The 17,102-nt window shown below is 73.5% G+C and carries 12 protein-coding genes; 8 read left to right on the top strand and 4 right to left on the bottom strand.

The annotated features are described in order from the left end of the window. Positions 1-143 precede the first annotated feature (143 nt). From GA0070623_RS27455 to GA0070623_RS27445, 3 genes are all read left to right on the top strand, one after another. Entirely contained in the window at positions 144-2,264 is a 2,121-nt protein-coding gene (locus tag GA0070623_RS27455; protein WP_067304036.1) for an MMPL family transporter, read from the top strand. A gap of 715 nt (positions 2,265-2,979) precedes the next feature. Continuing rightward, positions 2,980-4,848 carry a translational GTPase TypA gene (gene typA, locus GA0070623_RS27450; protein ID WP_067304033.1) on the top strand — a complete coding sequence of 623 codons (1,869 nt, stop codon included), beginning with the start codon at positions 2,980-2,982 and terminating at the stop codon, positions 4,846-4,848. Between the two features lie 233 nt (positions 4,849-5,081). Next, positions 5,082-5,939, top strand: a complete 858-nt coding sequence (locus GA0070623_RS27445; RefSeq protein WP_067304030.1) for a serine hydrolase — start codon at positions 5,082-5,084, stop codon at positions 5,937-5,939. A 56-nt stretch (positions 5,940-5,995) separates the two neighbouring features. Here GA0070623_RS27445 and GA0070623_RS27440 read toward each other — a convergent pair whose 3' ends face one another. Then, complete coding sequence (locus GA0070623_RS27440; protein WP_067304028.1) at positions 5,996-6,793, bottom strand: tyrosine-protein phosphatase; 798 nt, start codon at positions 6,791-6,793, stop codon at positions 5,996-5,998. A 43-nt stretch (positions 6,794-6,836) separates the two neighbouring features. Between GA0070623_RS27440 and GA0070623_RS27435 the strand changes: the two genes are divergently transcribed. Further along, the gene (locus GA0070623_RS27435; protein ID WP_067304070.1) at positions 6,837-7,934 is read left to right on the top strand and encodes a mandelate racemase/muconate lactonizing enzyme family protein; all 1,098 of its coding nucleotides are present in this window, start codon (positions 6,837-6,839) and stop codon (positions 7,932-7,934) included. Positions 7,935-7,995: 61 nt separating this feature from the next. Continuing rightward, positions 7,996-8,919, top strand: a complete 924-nt coding sequence (locus tag GA0070623_RS27430) for a C40 family peptidase (protein WP_067304025.1) — start codon at positions 7,996-7,998, stop codon at positions 8,917-8,919. 48 nt (positions 8,920-8,967) lie between these two features. Here the strand turns inward: GA0070623_RS27430 and GA0070623_RS27425 are convergent, their stop codons facing one another. Then, positions 8,968-9,966, bottom strand: a complete 999-nt coding sequence (locus tag GA0070623_RS27425; protein WP_067304022.1) for a TerC family protein — start codon at positions 9,964-9,966, stop codon at positions 8,968-8,970. A gap of 425 nt (positions 9,967-10,391) precedes the next feature. Here GA0070623_RS27425 and GA0070623_RS27420 point away from each other — a divergent pair, with 425 nt between their 5' ends. Together GA0070623_RS27420 and GA0070623_RS27415 are read left to right on the top strand one after the other, a co-directional pair. Continuing rightward, positions 10,392-10,685: an antibiotic biosynthesis monooxygenase family protein gene (locus GA0070623_RS27420; protein WP_067304019.1), complete on the top strand. Its 294-nt coding sequence runs from the start codon at positions 10,392-10,394 to the stop codon at positions 10,683-10,685. 204 nt (positions 10,686-10,889) lie between these two features. Continuing rightward, positions 10,890-11,651: an SDR family oxidoreductase gene (locus tag GA0070623_RS27415; protein WP_067304067.1), complete on the top strand. Its 762-nt coding sequence runs from the start codon at positions 10,890-10,892 to the stop codon at positions 11,649-11,651. Here the strand turns inward: GA0070623_RS27415 and GA0070623_RS27410 are convergent. Next, positions 11,635-12,654, bottom strand: coding sequence for a helix-turn-helix domain-containing protein (locus GA0070623_RS27410; RefSeq protein WP_084261128.1), 1,020 nt, complete (start codon positions 12,652-12,654; stop codon positions 11,635-11,637). The two genes, GA0070623_RS27415 and GA0070623_RS27410, sit on opposite strands and share 17 nt — an antisense overlap. A gap of 159 nt (positions 12,655-12,813) precedes the next feature. Next, a complete protein-coding gene (uvrB, locus tag GA0070623_RS27405; protein WP_067304063.1) occupies positions 12,814-14,922 on the bottom strand; it encodes an excinuclease ABC subunit UvrB in 2,109 nt (702 codons plus the stop codon). A gap of 635 nt (positions 14,923-15,557) precedes the next feature. Here uvrB and GA0070623_RS27400 point away from each other — a divergent pair. After that, positions 15,558-17,045: a hypothetical protein gene (locus GA0070623_RS27400; protein WP_157517474.1), complete on the top strand. Its 1,488-nt coding sequence runs from the start codon at positions 15,558-15,560 to the stop codon at positions 17,043-17,045. Positions 17,046-17,102: the final 57 nt, after the last annotated feature.

The following is a 17,102-nucleotide window of genomic DNA, read 5'->3' as shown; positions in this document are numbered from 1 at the left end:
TCGTGCGCTGCCACGCCCGCCGCCGCCCCCTGTCGATGCGCCCGGTTGCAGCATAGAGCAGCTCCAGATAATCTCGCCCATCAAGATACTCGAAGGGCGGGTTATCTCTCCGTCCGCGTCACCACCGACCAAGAGGGCAGCCGATGTCTCTGTTCACCCGCGTCGCCCGCAGCCGGCTCGCCGCCTGGCTCACCGTGGTCGCCGCGATCGTCGTCGGCGCGGTCGTCTTCGGGCTCCCCAGGCCCGACAACCCCGCCCCCGTCTCCACCACCGGCCTGTCCGCGCAGTGGCAGTCGACCCAGGTGGAACGCCTCCAGGAGCAGCTACCGCAACGCGACGTCCAGCCGGCGATCGTCGTGGTCAGCCGGGACGACGGCGCCGCGCTGACCGACGCCGACCGGGCCGCCGTCACCGACCGGTCCGCCGCGCTGGCCCGACTCGCCGTCGGCGGCCAGGTCAGCCCACCCCAGGTCTCCCCGGACGGCACCGTCGCGCTGCTCGCCGTCCCGCTGGACACCGCCGGCGGCCAGCAGGCCGTCGCCGACGAGGTGGCCCAGGTACGCGCCGCGCTCACCGGCCTGCCCGACGGGATCACCGTCGCGGTCACCGGGGCACCCGCGTTCACCGCCGACCTGACCAAGGTCTTCGAGGGCGCCGACGTCACCCTGCTCGCGGTCACCGCCGGCGTGGTCGCCCTGCTGCTGCTGATCACCTACCGCAGCCCGTTCCTGTGGATCGTGCCGCTGATCGTGGTCGCCGCCACCGAACAGCTCACCCTGCGGGCCGTCGAGACCATCGTCCCGGCCGTCGGCATCAACCTCCAGGAGGGCGCGGTCACCGGCATCGCCAGCGTGCTGGTCTTCGGTGCCGCCACCGACTATGCCCTGCTGCTCATCGCCCGCTACCGGGAGGAGCTGCGCCGCGACGAGGACCGGTTCGCCGCGATGCGCGCCGCCGTACGCCGTACCGCCGAACCGATCCTGGCCAGCGGCGGCACCGTCGTGCTCGGCGTGCTCACGCTGCTGCTGTCCGAGCAGGAGACCAACCGGGCGCTCGCCGTGGCCTGCGCCACCGGGGTCGTGTTCGCCATGCTCTCGGCGCTGTTCGTGCTCCCCGCCGTGCTGGTCGTCTTCGGCCGGGGGCTGTTCTGGCCGTTCGTGCCCAGGGTCGGCGGCCCGGCCCGGGAGGGCAAACTGTGGGGCCGGCTCGGCGCGGCCGTGGTGCGCCGCCCGGTGCCCGTCGCCGCGCTCGCCATCCTGCTGCTCGCCGGCCTCGCCCTCGGCAGCCTCGGCATCCGCACCGGCCTGTCCGAGACCGAACAGTTCCGGGTCGAGCCGGAGGCGGTCGCCGGAGCCCAGACCCTGGCCCGCGCCTTCCCCGCCGGGACCACCCAGCCGGTGGCCGTCATCACCAACCCGGCCGCCGCCCCGGCGGTCACCCGGGTCGCCGCGGCCGTGCCCGGGGTCGCCTCCGCCCGGCCCGGCCCGGCCGGCGGCACCGTCGCCCAGGTCGACGTGGTGCTGACCGACGAACCGGGCACCCCGGCGTCCGACCGGGCCGTCGCGGCGCTGCGCGACGCCGTCGCCGCCGTACCCGACTCCGCACCACCGGCCGTCGCGGGCGTCGACCCGCCCGACGGCGCGCTCGTCGGGGGCACCGTCGCCGCGACCTACGACTCCGACGAGGCCAACACCCGCGACCTGTGGCTGATCCTGCCGATCATCCTGGTGCTCGTCCTCGCCGTGCTGGTGCTGCTGCTGCGCGGCCTGCTCGCCCCGCTGCTGCTGGTGCTCACCGTGATCGCGTCCTTCTTCGCCAGCCTCGGCGCGGCGTGGCTGCTCTTCGACCACGTGCTGGGCTTCCCCGCGCTGGACAGCGGGGTGCTCCTGCTGGCCTTCGTGTTCCTCGTCGCGCTCGGGGTGGACTACAACATCTTCCTGGTCACCCGGGCCCGGGAGGACGCCCGGGCCGCCGGCACCCGGGACGGGATGCTGTCCGCCCTGCGGGTCACCGGCGGGGTGATCACCAGTGCGGGCATCCTGCTCGCGGCGGTCTTCGCCGTCCTCGGCGTGCTGCCGCTGATCCTGCTGACCCAGATCGGGATCATCGTGTGTCTCGGTGTGCTGCTCGACACGCTGCTGGTGCGTACGGTGCTGGTGCCGGCGCTGGCGTTCGTGCTCGGCGACCGGTTCTGGTGGCCGGGCCGGATCCACCGGGAGACCCCCGACTCGGCCATCACCCCCGAGCCAGCCGCCCACCCCTGACCCAGCCGCCCCCGACACGGGCGCCACCACCCCACGAGACTGAACCCACCTCCGCCCTCCGCCCACCCCTCATCTCCAGCCACCTCCCACCCCAGATCCCGCGCTACCGACCCTCGCACCACCTCCCGCCGCGCCCCTCGCTCCCGGCCCCTCGCACCACCTCCCGTCCCCGCTCCGGGCGCCCGCGAGCAAGATCGCGCTCGATCCTGGTTGTCGTTGCCTCCGCAGCTTCGAACACCACTACAACCTTGTTCGGGGGCGAACACGGGCGGCGGGCGCGGGCGGGCCGGGGCGGGACGCCGCGGACAGCGGACGCGGGCACGAGCGACGGGGGTGGGCGAACGCGGGGGTGGGCGAACGCGGGCGACGGGCGGCGGGACGGGTGGGCGGAGGTGCGGGGATGTGGTGCCGGTCACGGCCGGCCCGGTCAGCGGGAGCAGTGCCGAGACGGGCCTTCCCGGGCCCGCGTACGCTAGGAGACCGACCAGCAGGGTCGACTCCCCCGGCACCGTCAGCGCGACGATCACCGCGGCCCCGTCCGCCGTGACCGTCGCAGCTACCAGGTGCCTGCCGGCCCACCGGGCCGACGGGCTGCCGGTGGGAGCGGCAGATCCGCAGCTGGCACGGCCGGAACAGCAGTTCCGGCAGAGATCCGGGCGGCGACGGGACGACCCCGGCACCTGCCCCGGCAACCGTAGACAGGAGTATGGAGGGTATGCAGCTTCGCACCGACCTCCGCAATGTCGCCATCATCGCCCACGTCGACCACGGCAAAACGACCCTGGTCGACGCCATGTTGCGGCAGGCCGGCGCCTACGGGGCCCGTGGTGAGAACACCGAGCGCGTCATGGACTCGATGGATCTCGAACGGGAAAAGGGCATCACCATCCTGGCCAAGAACACCGGCGTGCGGTACCTGCCGGCGGATGGCTCCGACCCGGTCACCATCAACATCATCGACACCCCCGGTCACGCCGACTTCGGCGGCGAGGTCGAGCGGGGCCTGACCATGGTCGACGGGGTGGTGCTGCTGGTCGACGCCAGCGAGGGCCCGCTGCCGCAGACCCGGTTCGTGCTCCGCAAGGCGCTCAAGGCCCGGATGCCGATCATCCTGGTGATCAACAAGGTGGACCGCCCCGACGCCCGGATCAAGGAGGTCGTGGACGACACCTACGAACTCTTCCTCGACCTGGACGCCGACGAGGAGCAGATCGACTTCCCGATCGTCTACGCCTGTGCCCGCGACGGCATCGCCTCGCTGACCCAGCCCGCCGACGGCTCGGTGCCCGACGACAGCAGCAGCCTGGAACCGCTGTTCCGGACCCTGCTCGACACCATCCCGCCGCCCTCCTACGACGAGGACGCCCCGCTCCAGGCGCACGTCACCAACCTGGACGCCTCGCCGTTCCTCGGCCGGCTGGCGCTGTGCCGGGTGCGCCAGGGCACCATCACCAAGGGCCAGACCGTGGCCTGGTGCCGCACCGACGGCAGCACCCAGCGGGTCCGGATCTCCGAGCTGCTGATGACCGAGGGCCTGGAGCGCAAGCCCGCCGAGTCGGCCGGGCCGGGCGACATCATCGCCGTCGCCGGCATCCCCGAGATCATGATCGGCGAGACCCTGGCCGACGCGGAGAACCCGATCCCGCTGCCGCTGATCACCGTGGACGAGCCGGCCATCTCGATGACCATCGGCACCAACACCTCGCCGCTGGTCGGCCGGGTCAAGGGCGCCAAGGTCACCGCCCGGATGGTCAAGGACCGGCTCGACAAGGAGCTGATCGGCAACGTGTCGCTGCGGGTGCTGCCCACCGAGCGGCCGGACGCCTGGGAGGTGCAGGGTCGTGGCGAGCTGGCCCTGGCCATCCTGGTCGAGCAGATGCGCCGCGAGTCCTACGAGCTGACCGTCGGCAAGCCGCAGGTGGTCACCAAGGAGATCGACGGCAAGACCTGCGAGCCGGTGGAGCGGCTGACCATCGACGCGCCGGAGGAGTACCTGGGCGCGATCACCCAGCTCCTGGCCACCCGCAAGGGCCGGATGGAGCAGCTGGTCAACCATGGCACCGGCTGGATCCGGATGGAGTGGCTGGTGCCGGCGCGCGGCCTGATCGGCTTCCGCACCGAGTTCCTCACCGACACCCGGGGCACCGGCATCCTGCACCACGTCTTCGAGTCGTACGAGCCGTGGTTCGGTGAGCTGCGGACCCGCAACAACGGGTCGCTGGTGGCCGACCGGACCGGTGTGGTCACCCCGTTCGCCATGATCAACCTTCAGGAGCGCGGCCAGCTCTTCGTCGAGCCCACCACCGAGGTGTACGAGGGCATGATCGTCGGGGAGAACTCCCGCTCCGACGACATGGACGTCAACATCACCAAGGAGAAGAAGCTCACCAACATGCGGGCCTCGACCTCCGACGAGACCGAGAAGCTGATCCCGCCGCGCAAGCTCTCCCTGGAGCAGGCGCTGGAGTTCTGCCGCGAGGACGAGTGCGTCGAGGTGACCCCGGTCGCCGTCCGGATCCGCAAGGTGGTGCTGGACCAGACCCAGCGGGGCCGGATGGCCGCCCGCCGCAAGCACGCCGGCTGAGCCACCCACGCCTCACCCGGAGCCCCGGCCCGCCGCACGCGGACCGGGGCTCCGGCCGTCACCCCCGGAGGTCCGCCCGTCCCCGGCCCCGGGGCTCTGCCCGTGCCCGGCCCCGGAGGTCCGCCCGTCACCGGCCCCGGGGCTCTGCCCGTGCCCGGCCCCGGAGGTCCGCCCGTCCCCGATCCCGGGGCTCCGGCCGTGCCCGGCCCCGGAGGTCCGCTAGCGTCACGGGCATGACCTGGGATGATCTCGACGCCCGGCTGGACCGGGTGCCCGGCACCGTCTCGGCGTACCTGGGCCGGCTCGACGCGCCGCCCACCTGGACCCGCACCCCCGACGCCACCCACTACGCGGCCAGCACCATGAAGGTCGCGGTGCTGCTGGCCCTGCACCGGGCCGCCGAGGCCGGCACCCTCGCCCTGGACCACCCGGTCCCGGTGGTCAACGAATTCGACTCGGCCCAGCCGGGCGCACCCCGGTTCTCCTGCGCCCGGCACTACGACAACGACGACGCGGTCTGGGAACGCCTGGGCGGGCGGGCCACCCCGCGGTGGCTCGCCGACCGCATGATCACCCGGTCCAGCAACCTCGCCACCAACCTGCTCGTCGACCGGGTCGGGCTCCCCGCCGTGGCGCGGGCGTGGCAGCTCGCCGGGGCCCGGCACAGCGTCACCGGCCGGGGCATCGAGGACGCCGCCGCCCGGGAGGCGGGCATCACCAATCTGGTCACCGTCGCCGACCTGGCGGCGCTGCTCGGCGGGCTGGCCGTCGGCGTGCACCGGGCCGGTCCACTGGCCTCCCCGGCGGCCTGCGCCGCCATGGTGGACGTGCTGCTGGACCAGCGGCACCGCGAGGATCTCGCCGCCGGGCTGCCCGCCGGCACCCGGATCGCCCACAAGAACGGTTGGGTACGCGGCGTGCGGCACGGCGTCGGCGTGGTCCTGCCCGACGACGCCCCGGCGTACGTGATCGCCGTGTGCACCACCACCGACCTCGCCGCCTCCCCCGACGCCGACCTCGACGACGCCTGCCGGCTGGTCGCCGAGATCTCGGCGACGGCCTGGGCCGCCCGGCACGACCTGACCGGCTGACCCGCACCGCAGCGCACCGGCGTCGCACCGGCCGGAACCGGGGCGCGCGACCGGTGTCAGTCCAGCAGGTGTGTGCACAGGGCGGCGCGGACCTCGGCGGTCACCCCCAACCCGTCGGCCAGGTAGGCGTCGAACGACCCGTACACCCGACGCGCCTCGTCGTATCCGGCGTCCAGGTACTCGGGGCGGACCTCCAGCACCGCCCGCGCCGTCTCCGCATCCAACCCCGGCCGCTGCCGCAGCATCACCGCCGACATCGCCCCGCGCAGCTCCACCGTCAGCTCGTTGTGCCGCAGGTAGTCCGCCCGTACCGTCTCCTCGTCGACACCCAGCGCGGTGAGCAGCACCACCGCCAGCCATCCGGTGCGGTCCTTGCCGGCCGAACAGTGGAACAGCAGCGGCAGGTTCGCCGGGTCGGTCGCCAGCCGCACCGCGCGGGCGAAGCCGTCACGGGCCGCCGCACCGGTGACGAACCAGCGGTAGACCATCGCCATCGCCGCCGCCGCGCCCTGCCGGGCCACCTCGTCGTACCCGTCGAGGTCGTGGCCGTGCAGCAGCGCCGAGAGGTAGGTGAACGCCGGCTGTGCCGGGTCCAGCACCGGCAGCCGGACCAGGCAGGGGTCGCCGACCAGCCGGTTCGGCGGGGCCAGCGCGGTCTCGGAGTCGTCGCGCAGGTCGACGACGCAGGCCGGGGCGAGCCGGCCCAGCACCGTCAGGTCGTCCTCGGTGAGCCGCCCCAGCGCGGACGTGCGGATCAACCGGCCGACCCGCACCCGCCGCCCGTCGATGGTGGGCAGTCCGCCCAGGTCACGGGCGTTCGGTGCGCCCACCAGCTCCCAGTTCCGCGCGTTCATCGGCCTCCCTCTCCGGCGCTGTCGTGCGTATAGGGTGCCGCACATGACGATCGCCGCGGTACGCACCCACCGGCTGTCCGCGCCGCTGCACACCCCCTTCGTCACCGCGCTGCGCCGGACCACGACGGTGCGGACCCTGGTGGTGGAGGTGACCGACACCGACGGGCGGTCCGGTTACGGCGAGGCGCCGCAGGTGTGGCAGGTCACCGGGGCGTCGGTGGCCGGGGCGGAGGCGTGCGTCCGCGAGCTGCTCGCCCCGGCGGTGGTGGGCCGGGACGCCGACGACGTGCTGGCCCGCTGCGCGGAGATGGAGGCGACGGTGGCCGGCAACGAGGCGGCCCGGTCGGCGCTGGACGTCGCCCTGCACGACCTGGCGGCACGGCGGCTCGGCGTACCGCTGGTGCGGTTGCTCGGGGGTGCGGCGCTGCGGCTTCCGACGGACGTCACGCTGGCCGCCGGGGACGGCGCGGAGCTGGCGGCGGCCGCCCGGCAGCGGCGGGCCGAGGGGTTCGACGTGCTGAAGCTGAAGGTCGGCACGGATCCGGCCGGGGACCTGGAACGGGTCCGCGCGGTCCGGGCGGCCGTCGGCCCGCAGGTGCGGATCCGGTTGGACGCCAACCAGGGATGGACGCCGCGCGAGGCGGTCCGGGTGATCCGGGGCGTGGAGGACGCCGGGCTCGACGTGGAGCTGGTCGAGCAGCCGGTGGCCCGCTGGGACCTCGACGGCATGGCCTGGGTCGGCGACCGGGTGGACGTGCCGATCCTGGCCGACGAGGCGGTGTTCGGGGTGCGGGACCTGGTCGAGGTGATCCGACGGCAGGCCGCCGACCTGGTCAACGTCAAGCTCGCCAAGTGCGGCGGCCTGCGACCCGCGCGGACCCTGCTGGAACTGGCCCGCGCGCACGGGATGGGCACCCTGGTCGGATCCATGATGGAGAGCCAGGTCGGGGTCGGTGCGGCGGCCAGCCTGGCCGCCGCCTACCGGACCAGCGTGGTGTCCGACCTGGATGCCGCCTGGTGGCTGGCCTCGTCGCCGGTGCGCGGCGGGCTGCGGTACGAGGGCGCCACGGTGGTGCTGCCGGACGCCCCGGGGCTCGGTATCACCGCGGTGACCGAAACAAAAGTCCAGCACCGAATTTGATGGCGGAAAATTTTTTCTCTATCGTCCGGGGTAGGCACCGACACGTGAGCCGGAGGTCGACGTGGAGTTGGAGCCGGGCCGCGAGGCCCTGGTACGGGTAGCTGTCGCCACCCTCTGGACAGACCCGGCGGCCACCCGGCCGGTCGACCGGCCGGCGTTGGCGGTGCCCTCCGACACCGACGGCTGGATCACCGGCATGGACGCCGCCCAGCGGGTCGGCGACTGCGTGCTCAGCCAACTGCTGCTCGGCGAGCGGGTGCTGGTCACCGCGGTACTCCCTGGCGGCTGGGCCGAGGTGGTCGCGGTGGAACAGGCCGCTCCCCGCCGTGACCCGCGCGGCTATCCCGGGTGGCTGCCCACCGCGCAGCTCGCCCCGGCCCCGGCGACCCGCGACCGGAGGGCCGGCGACCCGCCCGCACCGCTGGTCGTCGACGCGGTCAGCACCGACCTGCGCGCCGCACCGGGTGGCCCGGTGGCCCTGCCCGGGGTCGTCCTCGGCACCCGGCTCCCTCCCCTGGGTCCGGCCGTCGGCGGATGGCGACCGGTCCGGGTGCCGGGTCGCCCCGACCCGCTGTGGGTGCCCGAGGTGGACGTCGCCGGCCTGCCGGCCGTGGCGCCGTCGGCCGACGACGTGCTGGCCGTCGCCGCCCGGCTGCGGGACGTCGCGTACGTCTGGGGCGGGCTCTCCGGGCACGGGATCGACTGTTCCGGCCTGGTCCATCTGGCCTGGCGGCGCTTCGGCGTGCCGCTGCCCCGGGACGCCGACGACCAGGCGGCGGTCACCACGCCCGTACCGGCCGGCGAGGAACGCCCCGGTGACCTCTACTTCTTCGCCCGACCCGGACGGGGCATCCACCACGTCGGTCTGGTCACCGCCGGCAGTGGACCCCGGATGCTGCACGCCTGCTACCGGCAGCAGCGGGTGCTGGCGGAGCCGCTGCCGCCCGACCGGGTCGCCACCCTGGTCGGCGCGCACCGGGTCTGACCGGGCAGGAACGCCGCCGGGTACGGCGACGCCCCTGCCCGGCCCCGGTCAGCGGTGGACGTCGACCAGCTCGCGGCGCCGGTCCCGGGCCGACTTGACCAGGCTGGCCGCCGTCGCCACGGCGAGACACCCGAGAATGACCGTCAACGACAACCAGATCGGGATGTGCGGTGCCCAGCCGACCGGCTCGCCGTCGTTGAGGAACGGCAGGTTGTTGTCGGCCAGCGCCTCCAGCACCAGCTTCACGCCGATGAAGCCGAGCACCACCGCCAGCCCGTAGCTCAGGTAGACCAGCCGGTCGAGCAGTCCGCCGACCAGGAAGTAGAGCTGCCGCAGGCCCATCAGCGCGAAGACGTTCGCGGTGAAGACCAGGTAGGGCTCCTGGGTGATCCCGAAGATCGCCGGGATCGAGTCCAGCGCGAAGATCAGGTCGGTCGTGCCGATCGCGATCATCACCACCAGCATCGGCGTGAACAACCGCCGACCGGCCTGGTGGGTGGTGAGCTTCGCGCCGTCGTAGTCCCGTGAGATCGGCAGCGCCTTGCGGCTCCACCGGATCAGCACGTTCTCCTTGAACTCGTCCTCCTCCGGCTCCCCCTGGCGGGCCAGGTTGATCGCCGTGTAGATCAGGAACGCGCCGAAGATGTAGAACACCCAGGAGAACTGGGCGAGCAGCGCCGCCCCGGCGGCGATGAAGCCGCCCCGCATGACCAGGGCCAGCACGATGCCGACGAGCAGCACCTTCTGCTGGTATTTCCGGGGTACCCCGAACCGGGCCATGATGATCACGAAGACGAAGAGGTTGTCCACCGAGAGGCTGTACTCGGTCAACCAACCGGTGTAGAACTGGCCGGCCACGTTGCCGCCCGCGGTGACCCACAGGCCGGCCCCGAAGAGCAGGGCCAGGCCGACGTAGAAGCTGACCCAGAGGCTCGACTCGCGGACGCTCGGCTCGTGCGGCCGGCGACCGATGATGAAGAGGTCGACGAGGAGCACCGCCGTGAGTGCGACGAGGGTTCCCGCCCACACCATTCCGGACACGTTCAATCCATTCCTCCGGCAGACACGCGGCGTCGGGCACACCGTACGCCGCGTGACGGCGGGGTGGGCGACGACGCACACACTGGTGACTGTCGGAGGTCTCTTCCGCCGGTGACCCGCGAACGGGACGCCGACCGGCGGAGCCGGGTCGATCGCCGGGGGTGACGCTCGACCGTGCTGACGACTCCGTCGCGGGGGAATACTCCCCTCCTCGGCCGCCATTGTTCACCATCGAGGGCCACGGGCGCATCTCCTGCGGCCCGCATTGCCGACAGCGTCACGTTCGGGCACCCGCCTGGCCCCTCACGCCCGGCACATCGCGCAGTGCGTCCTAGGAGACTAGGGGTGATCGGTGCCCGCCGTCGGCCAGCCGGTGACGGAGTCGCCCCCGGCACGGCGGCCGGACGGGGTGACGTGGCAGGCTGTCGGACATGGTGCTTGAGGTCGCGCTCATCGACGTAACACCCGGCCACGAGGATGATTTCGCCGCCGCCTACGCGCAGGCGCACGCGATCATCGTCGCCGTCCAGGGCTGCCGCTCGGTCCGGATGACCCGGGGCATCGAAAGCCCTTCGCGGTTCGTCCTGCTGGTCGAGTGGGACTCGGTGCAGGCCCACGAGCAGAACTTCCGGGGCACCGAGGCCTTCGACAGGTGGCGCGCGCTGATCGGCCCGCACTTCGCCGCCCCGCCCCGGGTCGAGCACTTCGTCGACGTACCGGCCTGAGGAACGAATCCACTCTGGTCGATCCCGACTCGACCGGAACTGTCGTACCCCCGGGTTATCCTCCGGCGCACGCGAGGCACACCGGCCCCGACGCGTTCGGGGGTGCCGGGTCCGGTGGTCCACGCGGTGACCACCCCTGCCGGCACGGGTCGGCGACGGATAACCCGTGGCGTCCGGACCGGCCGGTCCGGTTCACTGGCCGGCATGGCTGAGCGGGTGTTCCTGGTGACCGGGGTGAGTCGACGGATCGGCATCGGGGCGGCGGTCGCCCGCACCCTCGCCGCCGACGGACACCGGCTGCTCCTCACCGGCCTGCCCGGCTACGACGACGGCCAGCCCTACGGTGGCGACCCGGACGGTGTACCGGCGCTCCTGGCCGAGCTGGGCGGCGCCGCCGACCACGTGACCGCCGACCTGCTCGACCCCGCCGCCCCGGCGGCGCTCGTCGCGGAGGCGGTACGCCGGCACGGCCGACTCGACGCGGTGGTGGCGGCACACGCGCACTCCCACCCGACCCGCCTGGGCGAGCTGGTGGCGGACCAGATCGACCGGCACCTGCTGGTGAACGTGCGGGCCACCCTGCTGCTGGCCGACGCGTTCAGCGCCGCCTTCACCGCCGGGGCAGGGGGCCGGCTGGTGCTCTTCTCCAGCGGCCAGCGGCTCGGCCCGATGCCGACCGAGTTGGCCTACGCGGCCAGCAAGGCCGGCGTGGAGAACCTCACCGCCCAGCTCGCCCCGCTGCTCATGCCCCGCGGGATCACCGTCAACTGCCTCAACCCCGGCCCGACCGACACCGGCTACGCCGCACCGGACGCGCACGCCGCCGTGGCGGCGCGCTTCCCCACCGGGCACTGGGGAACGGCCGAGGACGCGGCGCGGCTGGTCCGGTTCCTCTGCTCGCCGGAGGCGGGCTGGATCACCGGTCAGGTCATCGACTCCGAGGGTGGGTTCAACCGCTACGGGTGAGCCCCGGAACGGCCGTCCGCCGGGTGGCCTCCGGATCCCCGGGCACGACGTCACCGGCCTCCTCGTCGGCCGCCTGCTCGTCCCGGGCAGCCTCGTCGTCGCCCGACAGGGCGACGGCCGGGCCGGCGGCCGGATCGGCCGCGAGGTCGGCGGCCCGACGGCAGAACAGCTCCACCGTCTCCGCCGGGCTCAGCGCGGCGGCGGAGAGCCAACCGGTCATCCGGTCGTACCGGCTGACGTCCGCGTCGGAGGCCAGCCGGACGTCGGTGGTCATCGCCTCCAGCATCACCGTGCGCGGGTCGGCCGGGTCGGGGAACGAGTAGCACGAGAAGGCCGTCAACGGGTAGGCCCCGCCGGGCGGGACCGCCGTACCGGGCACCACCCGGATCGTCACGTGCGGCAGCTCGGCCATCGCCAGCAACTGGTCCACCTGCTCGCGCCAGACGTCGGCGGGCAGGTCGCCGGGGTCGCAGGCCCGCTCGTCGAGCAGGGCGGTGTACCGCGGCGGATCGGGCCGGCGCAACACCGCCTGCCGGGTGAGCCTGGCCCGCAGATCGGCCTCGACGTCGATGTCCGGATGCAGCAGTCGACCGGCCGTGATCCGCAGCCGGGCGTAGCCGGGCGCCTGGAGCAGACCGGGCAGTACCGCCGGCTGGTACTCCACGATGCTCGCCGCACCTGCCTCCAGCTCGGCGTAGGTGCGTTGCCGCTCGCTCATCTCGCCGAGCGCCTTCCACCAGCCGCGACCGGTCGCCGCGTCCCGGGCGATGACGATCAGCGCCTCACGCTGCGGTGACGGGACCTCGTAGACGTCCAGCAGGTCGAGCACGTCGGCCAGATCCGGTCGGCTCTGCCCCAGCTCGATGCGGGACAGCTTCGATGTGGAGGCCCAGCCCAACCGGGTACACACCTGCTCCAGCGTCAGCGCCTCCCGTCTGCGCAACTGGCGCAGCTCGGCGCCGAGCCGCGCACGTCGAATGACAGGACTCGATGACAATGGCATCCCAGCCTCCCCACGAGGGAGGGTACGCAGGATCATCACCCAGGGCAACACCTCGCTCGCACGCTGCAATGTGCATCCGAGTCGGATTCGGATCCCCTCCGCTGCCAGGCGGTTCGACCGTTCCCCGCCCGGCAGCGTACGCCCGGCGACGCGGCGCCCTCACCTGACCCCGGCGGCGTCCATTCCCCGCAGCTCCTTCTTCAGGTCGGCCACCTCGTCGCGGATCCGGGCGGCCAGCTCGAACTGCAGCTCGCGGGCGGCGGCGAGCATCTGATCGTTGAGCTCCTGGATCAGCTGCGCCAGGTCGGCCCGGGCCATCCCCTCCCGGGACGGGGTGTCCACGCCGGCCCGACCACGGCTGCGGGTCTCCTTGACCGGCGCCTTGCCCCGGGAGAGCTGCCGGGCCGCCCCACCGACCCGGGCGTTCTCGGTGTCCTCCGCCTCGCGGTAGATGTCGTCGAGGATGTCGTGGATCTTCTTGCGCAGCGGCTCGGGGCTGATCCCGTGCGCCTCGTTGTGCGCGATCTGCTTGGCCCGGCGGCGGTTGGTCTCGTCGATCGCCGCCGCCATCGACGGGGTGATCTTGTCGGCGTACATGTGCACCTGGCCGGAGACGTTGCGGGCGGCCCGGCCGATGGTCTGGATCAGCGACCGACCGCTGCGCAGGAAGCCCTCCTTGTCGGCGTCCAGAATCGCCACCAGGGAGACCTCCGGCAGGTCGAGGCCCTCCCGGAGCAGGTTGATGCCGACCAGCACGTCGTAGTCGCCCTTGCGCAGCTCGCGCAGCAGCTCCACCCGGCGCAGGGTGTCGACCTCGGAGTGCAGGTAGCGCACCCGGATGCCGTTCTCCAGGAGGTAGTCGGACAGGTCCTCGGCCATCTTCTTGGTCAGCGTGGTGACCAGCACCCGCTCGTCGCGCTCGGTACGCAGCTTGATCTCGTGCATCAGGTCGTCGATCTGCCCCTTGGTCGGCTTGAGCACGACCTCCGGATCGATCAGGCCGGTCGGCCGGATGACCTGCTCGACGAACTCGCCCTGGGCCTGCTCCATCTCCCACGGGCCCGGCGTGGCCGACAGGAAGACGAGCTGACCGACCCGCTCGAGGAACTCGTCGAAGCGCAGCGGGCGGTTGTCGGCGGCGCTGGGCAGCCGGAACCCGTGGTCGATCAGCATCCGCTTGCGCGAGGCGTCCCCCTCGAACATGCCGCCGATCTGCGGGATGGTGACGTGCGACTCGTCGACCACGGTGAGGAAGTCGTCCGGGAAGTAGTCGAGCAGGCAGTGCGGCGGGCTGCCGGGCAACCGGCCGTCGATGTGCATGGAGTAGTTCTCGATGCCGGAGCAGAACCCGACCTGGCGCATCATCTCCAGGTCGTAGGTGGTCCGCATGCGCAGCCGCTGGGCCTCCAGCAGCTTGCCCTGCCGTTCCAGCTCGGCCAGCCGCTCCCCCAGCTCGGCCTCGATGTCCCGGGTCGCCCGCTCCATCCGCTCCGGCCCCGCCGCGTAGTGGGTGGCCGGGAAGATCAGCAGGTGGTCGACCTCCTTGACGACGTCGCCGGTGAGCGGGTTGAGGTAGTAGAGCTTCTCCACCTCGTCACCGAACAGCTCGATCCGGACCGCCAGCTCCTCGTACGCCGGGATGATCTCCAGGGTGTCGCCGCGGACCCGGAAGGTGCCGCGCTGGAAGGCCATGTCGTTGCGGGTGTACTGGATGTCGACCAGCCGGCGTAGCAGCTGGTCGCGGTCCAGCTCCTGCCCGACGGCGATCCGGACGGCCCGGTCGAGGTACTCCTCGGGGGTACCCAGGCCGTAGATGGCCGACACGGTGGCCACCACGATCGTGTCCCGCCGGGTGAGCAGCGACATGGTCGCCTTGTGCCGCAGCCGCTCCACCTCCTCGTTGATCGAGGAGTCCTTCTCGATGTAGGTGTCGGTCTGCGGGATGTAGGCCTCGGGCTGGTAGTAGTCGTAGTAGGAGACGAAGTACTCCACCGAGTTGTGCGGGAGCAGCTCGCTGAACTCCTTGGCGAGCTGAGCGCAGAGCGTCTTGTTGGGGGCGAGCACCAGGGTCGGCCGTTGCAGCCGCTCGACCAGCCACGCCGTGGTGGCGCTCTTGCCGGTGCCGGTGGCGCCGAGCAGCACGGTGTTGCGGTCGCCACGCCGCACCCGACGCTCAAGATCATCGATGGCTGCCGGCTGGTCGCCGGCCGGCTGGAAATCGCTGACGACCTGGAAACGACCGTCGAGCCGGGGAATGTCGAGCGCCATGGTTCCCACGGTACGCCGCAGGTCCGACACTTCACCGCGACCTTGACCAAGCCTGTGATCAGCTTCGATATTGCCATTGTGGCCCACATCCGGGAGGGCTAGCCTGGACACCGTAGGCCGCTCGCGGCGGCCGACCGCGGCGGAGGCCGGGCCCTCGACAGGCTCGCACCGCCCGGCACCCTGGGGTCGCAGCACCCGGACATCACCGGCGTGCGCGCCCCGGCGTGGTCGCGCCCCTGGCGCAGACCGGCCGCCGCGAGCGCCCCTGCATCCTCAGCGCTCCCTGTCGCCCTCAGCGCCTGTGTCACCCCTCGATCACCCCGGTACGCCCCTGCAGCGCCCCTGTCCCCTCAGCGTGCCCCTGCCGCCCTCCGGAACGCCCCCACCACCCGTCCCCAGGGACGCCGCCCGCGCCCGCGCCGCCGGATCCGACTGCCGCCGGGAGCCCACCGCCCGCACCGGCACGCCCACCGCCGTTACGAGCCCGCTCCCGGCCCGTTCAACCACACGTGGAGACCTCGCCCGACCGGCCACGACACCCCCGGGGGACCACCGGTGCCCCACCCGCCGGCCCGGGTCGACGACGACCCGGCGGGCACCACCGGTCAGCCGGCCGACGGAGCACCGTGCCCCCGGTGGCGAGCGTCGACGACAGCGCCCCCGGGCGGCGGCGGGTCACCCTGGTCGCGCTGGGGGTGGTCGCCGTCTCCTCCGCCGTCGCCCTGGTGGCCGGCCTGCTCAGCTGGACGCCCGCCCCGACGGAGGCGGCCCGCGCGCTGACCGGCGACGAGGCCGAACGGCTGGCCGCCGCCCGGGTCGCCACCTACCGGGACGTCCGGGCCGGGGTGCGGGTGGTCCTCGGCACCGGCGCCGGCCGTACCGACCTGATCGGCTGGGTCGACTGGTCCCGTCCGTTGGCCTACCTCGGCGTCGGTGGTCCGGGGGCGGGCCGGGACCGGGGTCTGGTGCAGGCCACCCCGACCGCGGTGGTGCACCGCCCCGACCCCACGGTGATCGTCGCCCCGGCCCGGCCGCCGCTGGTCCCGCCCGGGGACCGGTGGCGGCTCCGGAGCCTGCCGGCCGGCCGGGGCCTGGCCGGGGCGCTCGCCGTCCTGTTCGGGCTCGCCGCCGACCGGACCGGGGCCGTGGAACCACTGCGGGCCGGGGGTGGACGCTGGCTCGGCCGGGACACCGTCGGTGGCGAACAGGTGGACGTCCTCCAGGCGGCCTGGCCGCCCACCGGCCGGACCGACGGCACGCCGACCGGTCCGGCCGGCGCGTCCCCCGGGCAGCCGACGGCCGGCGGGGCGGACCCCCGCTGGTGGGTGGACCGGGACGCCCGGCTGCGTCGCTGGGCGGGACGGCTGGCCGACGGCCTTCCGATCACCGTGGAGCTGGACCACGCCGACCGGCCGGCGCTGTGGCCGGTCGACGCGCTCGGTGGCCGGTCCGGGCTGCCCCGGGCGCCCACCGACGAGGAGGCCGCCCGGCTGGGCCGGCTGGCCACCCGGTTACGTACCGGACCCGGGGCCGCCGTCACCGTCGCGGCACCGCTCGGCGGCACCGCCAACCTGCGGGGCACCGGTTGGCTGAGCTGGTCCGCCGGGGTCGCCTACCTGTCGGTGGCCGAGCTGGACACGCTCGGCCGCCGTACGCTGCTCCGCCGGGACCGGGCCGGCTTCGCCCGTGCGGACGTACCGGTGGAACCGGGCACCGCGGCCCCCGGACCGCCGCTGCCGCCCCCGCCCGACGTCGGCTGGCGGCTCGCCGGACGACCGGCCGACGAACTGGACATGCTGGTCGACACCGCGCTCCGGGCCGGCGGGCCGCCCCCACCGGCCGACGCGACGGTACGCATCCGGGGCGACCGGCGGGCCGACCGGCCCGTGGACGTGTTCGAGGTACGCCACCGGGGCCAGTGCCTGCGGTACTGGCTGGACCGGTCCGGATTCCCCCGACGGCTGGAACTGCGCACCGCCGGTGGGGCGTGGGCGCAGCTGGACCTGACACCCGGACCACTGCCGGCCGGAGTCACCCCGCCCGCCCCGAAGCCAGCCGGCCCGAAGCCACCCCGGGCCGCGTCCCCGCCGGGGAAGGCCGGCGGGCCGGTCCGGGCCGGCTGAACGCCCGGTCGGCCCGGACACCGGCACGGTCGACGCGTGACGGGTCGGTGGGTGGAC

Origin of the sequence: Micromonospora rifamycinica (genome assembly GCF_900090265.1) — a bacterium.
Taxonomy (GTDB): domain Bacteria; phylum Actinomycetota; class Actinomycetes; order Mycobacteriales; family Micromonosporaceae; genus Micromonospora; species Micromonospora rifamycinica.
Note: the sequence above shows the minus strand (reverse complement) of the source record. Positions and strands in the feature narration are given on the sequence as shown.

Excerpts from the sequence above, each read along its gene's own strand:
- GA0070623_RS27455 (WP_067304036.1), top strand. The coding sequence starts at position 144 with ATGTCTCTGTTCACCCGCGTCGCCCGCAGCCGGCTCGCCGCCTGGCTC.
- typA (WP_067304033.1), top strand. The coding sequence starts at position 2,980 with ATGCAGCTTCGCACCGACCTCCGCAATGTCGCCATCATCGCCCACGTC.
- GA0070623_RS27445 (WP_067304030.1), top strand. The coding sequence starts at position 5,082 with ATGACCTGGGATGATCTCGACGCCCGGCTGGACCGGGTGCCCGGCACC.
- GA0070623_RS27440 (WP_067304028.1), bottom strand. The coding sequence starts at position 6,793 with ATGAACGCGCGGAACTGGGAGCTGGTGGGCGCACCGAACGCCCGTGAC.
- GA0070623_RS27435 (WP_067304070.1), top strand. The coding sequence starts at position 6,837 with ATGACGATCGCCGCGGTACGCACCCACCGGCTGTCCGCGCCGCTGCAC.
- GA0070623_RS27420 (WP_067304019.1), top strand. The coding sequence starts at position 10,392 with ATGGTGCTTGAGGTCGCGCTCATCGACGTAACACCCGGCCACGAGGAT.
- GA0070623_RS27415 (WP_067304067.1), top strand. The coding sequence starts at position 10,890 with ATGGCTGAGCGGGTGTTCCTGGTGACCGGGGTGAGTCGACGGATCGGC.
- GA0070623_RS27410 (WP_084261128.1), bottom strand. The coding sequence starts at position 12,654 with ATGCCATTGTCATCGAGTCCTGTCATTCGACGTGCGCGGCTCGGCGCC.
- uvrB (WP_067304063.1), bottom strand. The coding sequence starts at position 14,922 with ATGGCGCTCGACATTCCCCGGCTCGACGGTCGTTTCCAGGTCGTCAGC.